The sequence below is a fragment of the Pseudomonas sp. Pseusp88 genome (assembly GCF_047303955.1).
Classification (GTDB): Bacteria; Pseudomonadota; Gammaproteobacteria; order Pseudomonadales; family Pseudomonadaceae; genus Aquipseudomonas.
On record NZ_JBGLYM010000071.1, the window covers coordinates 1 to 5,844 of the forward strand.

5 protein-coding genes are annotated in these 5,844 nt (G+C 63.1%); 1 reads left to right on the forward strand and 4 read right to left on the reverse strand.

Going from position 1 to position 5,844, the window contains the following annotated elements:
* Nucleotides 1–66: 66 nt before the first annotated feature.
* The 4 genes from ACCD02_RS32350 to ACCD02_RS32365 form a co-directional block, all read right to left on the reverse strand.
* Complete coding sequence (locus ACCD02_RS32350; protein ID WP_413310655.1) at nucleotides 67–2,520, reverse strand: hypothetical protein; 2,454 nt, start codon at nucleotides 2,518–2,520, stop codon at nucleotides 67–69.
* A 67-nt stretch (nucleotides 2,521–2,587) separates the two neighbouring features.
* Complete coding sequence (locus tag ACCD02_RS32355) at nucleotides 2,588–3,967, reverse strand: 8-oxoguanine deaminase (RefSeq protein WP_413310656.1); 1,380 nt, start codon at nucleotides 3,965–3,967, stop codon at nucleotides 2,588–2,590.
* Between the two features lie 267 nt (nucleotides 3,968–4,234).
* A complete protein-coding gene (locus tag ACCD02_RS32360) occupies nucleotides 4,235–4,921 on the reverse strand; it encodes an SDR family oxidoreductase (protein WP_413310657.1) in 687 nt (228 codons plus the stop codon).
* Between the two features lie 30 nt (nucleotides 4,922–4,951).
* Nucleotides 4,952–5,302: a MerR family transcriptional regulator gene (locus ACCD02_RS32365; protein ID WP_413310658.1), complete on the reverse strand. Its 351-nt coding sequence runs from the start codon at nucleotides 5,300–5,302 to the stop codon at nucleotides 4,952–4,954.
* Nucleotides 5,303–5,382: 80 nt separating this feature from the next.
* On the opposite strand from ACCD02_RS32365, the gene ACCD02_RS32370 reads away from it, so the two are divergent.
* Nucleotides 5,383–5,787, forward strand: a complete 405-nt coding sequence (locus ACCD02_RS32370; RefSeq protein WP_413310659.1) for a hypothetical protein — start codon at nucleotides 5,383–5,385, stop codon at nucleotides 5,785–5,787.
* The last annotated feature ends 57 nt before the right edge of the window (nucleotides 5,788–5,844 follow it).

The following is a 5,844-nucleotide window of genomic DNA, read 5'->3' on the forward strand; positions in this document are numbered from 1 at the left end:
ACCGGCTTTAGCCGGGAAGGCAATTCCCGGCTAAAGCCGGTCCCACATACGTTCCCGCGTTTCAATTCATTGGCTGCGCCACGGCGTCAGCGCCGAACTGTCCAGCGCCCGCCATAAAGGCTCCCAGTGCACATGGGTGTGCTGCAACCAGATACCGTTGTGCGCAACCAGCGCCACGCTGTCCAGGGCGAGCAATTCGTCGAGGGGGAGGGTCAGGGTCTGGAACGGATCGGGCCGGTCCTCGGGTTCCCAGTCTTGCTCAAACAGCTTGATGCGTATCTTGTCGTGATCGAAACCAAGGAACTCCGGGCGCGAGTCCAGATAGCTGGGGTAATAGCGCAAGGTGCGCTCCTGCACGTCAAGCAGCATCAGGCGCCAGGTGTCCTGGCCGAGGGTATAGGGGTCGTAGTTATCCGCAATGAAACTGGTCAGGGCCAGGTAACGCCCGGCCGGGGACCAGGCCATGGACGGCGACAGCCCTTGCACCGCGCAACCCGACGCCGTCAGCAGAAAACCGTCCATGCGCAATGACTGGGCGCGTAGCCAACTGGTGGCGTACTCGGTCTCGCAGCCGAACAGCCAGGCGGCATCGCGGTTGCCCGGCGCCACCTGGACGAAATCGCCAGCGGCCACCGCCGCCTGAGGTTGCTCCACCAAGCGCCATGGCGGCAACTGGCGCAGATAGCCGGGTTCTACCTGAAACTCCACGCTCTGGTAGTACAGCCTTGAATCGTCCCGATGGCGGCAGAATTCGGCGGCGTTGGCGGCATCCGGCGCGGGCTGATCGAAGCGGCGCAGGGGGGAGGTGGCATAGTCGCGGCTGAGGCGTCCGCGTATCGCCGCAACGGTCAGGTTGCCAGCGCGGAAGTCCAGCACGCGGGCGACCAACAGCGGCGCGCTTTGCAGCAGGGTCCGGGCATGCAGGTCCACCACCACGACATGTCCCGTTACCGCTGGCGGTTCGCTGAACGGCAGCAGGGCAAGAAAGCCGCCGCAATCACTGACTCGATGATCGAGCAGCCACAAGCCCGGCAATTGCCAGTCGCCGATGCGGCAGCGATAGGCGCCCACCCCCTCGCTATTGTCGGACTGCCATTTGAGCCAGGCGCGTTGCCGGTTTTTCAACGGCAGGGATTCGACGCGGCTGCTGCCGCGCTTCAGCCCGGCGTGCAAGGGCATGGCCAGGCGCACGCGGGTCAATGGCCGCTCTCCCACCACTATCCGCCCACGGGGTGTGTGTCCGATTTCAGTCTCGGTATCGCTATGGATGCTATGCAGGCCGTAGCCATCGCGGCCATGGTCCGGTTGCGGGTAGTCGAGATAGGCGTCGATCCACAGGTGCTGATCGTCCAGCGCCAGGGGCTCATGCCAGTTCAGCGAGGGTTCGTTATCGTGCTTGATCCAGGCGTCGGGCAGCTTGCGCCAGCCATCTTCGTTGCGAAATAGCCAATAGCCGCCGCTGTCCGCCTCGTCGCTGTGGGCGATGCAGGCGAAGTGGCTGCCGTCCGGGTGCCAGATCAGCGGTGAGTCGGCGCGGATCAACATCGGGCTCGGCACGCCATTAATGCTCAGGCGGTACTCGGGGTAGCGCAGGGGGGAGATCGGGTCAGGCAATGTGCACAGGTTGGACGGCAGAAAGAGATGCCCTGCGACGTGCAGATCGCCTCGGGGCGGCGGGTAGTCGATCTGTGTCCTGGCCATTTGCTCCTGCCAGTGGCCGGGCTCCAGCCATAGGTCTGCGATGGCGATCAGATCCACGGCTTCGGCGCCTTTGAGCAAATCCTGCAAGGCAATCTTGCGCGCGCTGTTATCCACCAACGGACTGACCCGGCCACTGAGGCCCTGCTCGTTGAACTCATCCAGCTCCCAGAACTGGTTGTTGTCGCAGGTGTAGGCACGCCGCGCCATGCGGTCGAAAATCATCAGCTTCCAACTGCTGCGCGAGGGAATGGGGGCGGCGAAATAACGCCCGTCACTGGAAAAGCGGGCAGACGAGCCAAGGCCCTGCAACAGCACGCCGTCGCTGAACAGGTAATCGCAATAGGTCGGTCCGCCCATGGCGATTTCGCTGTGGTTGAAGGTGCGGATCGGCAGGCCTTCGGGGGTAACGCTCGGCTCGTCACCGCCCCAGGCACTGCTGCCGCCGGAGGATTTGATGGGCTGCGCCTTGACCAGGCCCAGGCGTTTTTCCCACATGGCGACGCTGGCCAAGCCCGCAGCCATGGTGAACATCGCTGCGAAGATCCCCCAATAGCCCGGCAATGCCCGACCGACGCTGAAACCCAGACCGAACGCCGCGCCGCACATCACGCGGGCGATAAAGCGGCCACTGTCCGGCGAGCCCAGTTTCGTCGCCAGCCACATGGCCGCAGCACAGGCCAGCACCACCAGCAACGCAGCAAGGGGCGGCAGAATCGTGACCAGAAACACTGGCACCAGCAGCACGATGAGCTGCCATAGCAACTCCAGCAGCAGGCGAGACAGGCTTTTACCTTCATCCGTGGGGGTCGGCGTGGTCACAGGGGCTCGATAGATGGCAGAAGAGGCCGATCACTCTAGCGGATCGACCTCATGCCCCGCTATCGACTCAGTCACAGCCCGGTGCTCCCGATCTACCTGCAATCAACTGCGCGGCAGCCTGGCGGTGGTTGGCGATCAAGGCCTTGAGGTCGAGCCCTTCCACTTGCCCATCGATCACCCGCCACTGGCCGCCGATCATCACCCGGTCGGCCCGGTCAGCACCACACAGCAGCAGGGCCGACAGTGGGTCGTGGCTGCCGGAGAAACGCAGCTCGTCGAGTTTGAACAGCGCCAGGTCAGCCTGCTTGCCCACTGCCAATTCGCCGATGTCAGTGCGCCCGAGCAACTGCGCCGACCCCTTGGTCGCCCAGCCCAGGACCTTCTCCGGCGTTATGCGTTGCGCGCCATAGCGCAGGCGTTGCAGATACAGGGCCTGGCGGGCTTCGAGGATCATGTTCGAGGCGTCGTTGGAGGCCGACCCGTCGACGCCCAGGCCGACTGGCGCGCCGGCTTCGATCAGGTCCAGCGTCGGGCAGATACCGGAGGCCAGGCGCATGTTCGAGCTTGGGCAATGGCAGATACCGGTGCCTGCGGCGCCAAGGCGGCGGATTTCATCCGGGTTGAAGTGAATGCCATGGGCCAGCCAGGTACGCGGCCCCAGCCAGCCGACGCTGTCCAGGTAGTCCACGGTACGCAGGCCGAAGCGTTGCAGGCAGAAGTCCTCCTCATCGAGGGTTTCGGCCAGATGGGTATGCAGGCGCACGTCGAGCTTTTCCGCCAGGGCGGCGCTCTCGCTCATGATCTGCGGCGTCACCGAGAACGGCGAGCAGGGCGCCAGGGCAATCTGAATCCGCGCACCGTCGCCGCGCTCGTGATAAGTCTCGATCAAGCGCTGACTGTCGGCCAGGATCACCTCGCCCTGTTGCACCGTCTGTTGCGGCGGCAGGCCGCCATCGGCTTCACCCAGACTCATGGAACCGCGAGTGAGCATGGCGCGCATGCCCAGTTCGCGCACGCTTTGCACCTGAATATCGATGGCGTTTTCCAGGCCATCCGGGAACAGGTAGTGATGGTCCGCCGCCGTGGTGCAGCCTGACAGCAACAGCTCGGTCAGCGCCACTTTGCTGGCCAGGGCCAGTTTCTCCGGGGTCAGGCGCGCCCATACCGGGTACAGGGTCTTCAGCCAGGGGAACAGCGGCTGATTGACCACCGGCGCCCAGGCCCGGGTCAGGGTCTGATAGAAGTGGTGGTGGGTATTGATCAACCCCGGCAGCAGCACATGCTCGCGGGCATCGAATACCTGAGGGCAGGGCACCGCAGGTTGCTGGCCGAGGCCGAGGACTTCAACGATGACGCCGTCTTCGATCACCAGTCCACCTCGGGCATCGAGGTCATTGGCGGTAAAGATGGCGAGGGGATTTTTCAACCAGATGCGGATCGCGGGCATGGGCCGGCTCCTCTGAAAGTGGGTTCAGGTTTGCCAGCTCAGTAATGCCCTGTCTGCTGATCCAGGGTCGCCGGTGCTTGGGTGAGCGCGGGCGAGGGCGCGATTTTAGGTGCTTGCCTGGTAAGCGGGCAAGTGTCAGCTGTCGAGTGTTGGAGCGAGGCTTGCCCGCGAAAGCCGTTTTCAAGATTCGCGAGAAGCTCTGGATAAAGGATCGCTTGGCGGGTAAGCCTCGCTCCAACGGTCTTCAGTGCAATTACAGACGCCCCATCACCACTGAATCACCGCGCCCTGATAATCAATAAAGTGATGCCCGCCCTTGCCCGCATAGGCCTTGAGCTGTTCGACCAGGCCGCGGGTGCTGGTCTCGACATCCAGCGGTGCGTTGTCGCCGCCCATGGCGGTTTTCACCCAGCCCGGGTGCATTGACAGGACCGTCGGACGCTGTTCGCCCAGTTGCGTAACGAAGGTATTGGTCATGGAGTTGAGGGCGGCCTTGCTGGCTTTGTATAGCGGCGCGTCTGCGCCGTCCGGGCAGGCGACGCTGCCCAGCCAGGAACTCATGAAGGCCAGTACACCGCTGCCAGGGCGGACTTGCTGGACGAAGCGCTCGGCCAGGCGAATCGGTGCGATGGCGTTGGTAAGAAACAGTTGGCCCAGTTCGGCGGCAGTGGCCTGTTCGGCGCTTTGGTGCTGCGGCCCCATGATCCCGGCGTTGACGAACAGCACATCGAAGACCTCGCCTTGCAGAGCGAGCCTCAAGGCATTCAGCGACGCGATGCTGTCCATGTCGAGGGTTTCGATGCGAACGCCGGGCACGGCCTTCAAATCGTCGGCTTTTTGCGGATTGCGCACGGTGGCGGTGACCGTCCAGCCTTGCTCTGTCAGGCGCTGCACCAGGCCAAGGCCCAGGCCACGGGAGGCACCGATGATCAAAGCGGTTTTATTGGCAGGCATGAAAGTTCTCCTGATGGGCAAGTAGGGGAGTCAAGGACTGAGCGGGCAACTCTGGCCCAAGCGTTGACGGATATCGGCGCGCAGTTCGCCCAGTTCGGCGATGCGGGTTTCGATCAAGGCCAGTTTGTCCTCGAGCAGTTGCGCAATCGCCAGATCCGGCGACGGCGAATTCCATAGTTCGGCAACACTCTGGCCGATTTCGTTCAGGCTGAAACCCAGGCGCTGTGCAGTTTTGATGAACTGCACCAGTTGCACCATCTCCACCGGGTAATAGCGATAGCCGTTGGCGCTGCGTTGCGCGGCGATCAGCCCGCGTTGCTCGTAGAAGCGCAGGGTATCGCGGGTGACGGCGGCGGCCTGGGCCAATTCACCGATGCGCATGGATTGACTCCTCGGGGCTTGACCCTGGAGCGTACTCCAGGCTTTAGCCTGTTGGAAACTCAAATCCGCAGGAGCGCGTTATGTGGCAAGCCGAGCAATATCGTCGAGTGGTAAGAGCCAGTGGCTGGTATGACCTGATCATCACCGCTGCCTTCGCGACACCGTGGAGTTTCATGGCGTTGCACGGCGTTCTATCGACACTGAGCCAGGCTCTGAACCTGCGGGGTGAGCTGCCACCTTTCGAGGCCACGCATATGCTGATGGCCAACCTGCTGGGGTCGATTGTCTGCGTATGGGCGGTGCTGCGGATTCGTGATCCGCAACTGCAGTTCGGGCGTTATGACGCGGTTGGAAGATTGCTGTTTGCGGCGTGGCAGGGCTATGCCCTGATGCATGGCGCGACGACCTTGCTGGTGGGGTTTCTGGTATTGGAATTGGCGTGGGCGGTGGTGCAGTTGTGGCCGATGCGAGCACCTATTGAATGAGTGTGTTTTTTCTGTGGGACCGGCTTCAGCCGGGAAGGCGTATTCCCGGCTGAAGCC

Bases quoted from the DNA above. Each gene is read 5' to 3' on its own strand.
- ACCD02_RS32355 (WP_413310656.1), bottom strand. From the start codon at position 3,967: ATGCCCGCGATCCGCATCTGGTTGAAAAATCCCCTCGCCATCTTTACC.
- ACCD02_RS32365 (WP_413310658.1), bottom strand. From the start codon at position 5,302: ATGCGCATCGGTGAATTGGCCCAGGCCGCCGCCGTCACCCGCGATACC.
- ACCD02_RS32370 (WP_413310659.1), top strand. From the start codon at position 5,383: ATGTGGCAAGCCGAGCAATATCGTCGAGTGGTAAGAGCCAGTGGCTGG.
- ACCD02_RS32360 (WP_413310657.1), bottom strand. From the start codon at position 4,921: ATGCCTGCCAATAAAACCGCTTTGATCATCGGTGCCTCCCGTGGCCTG.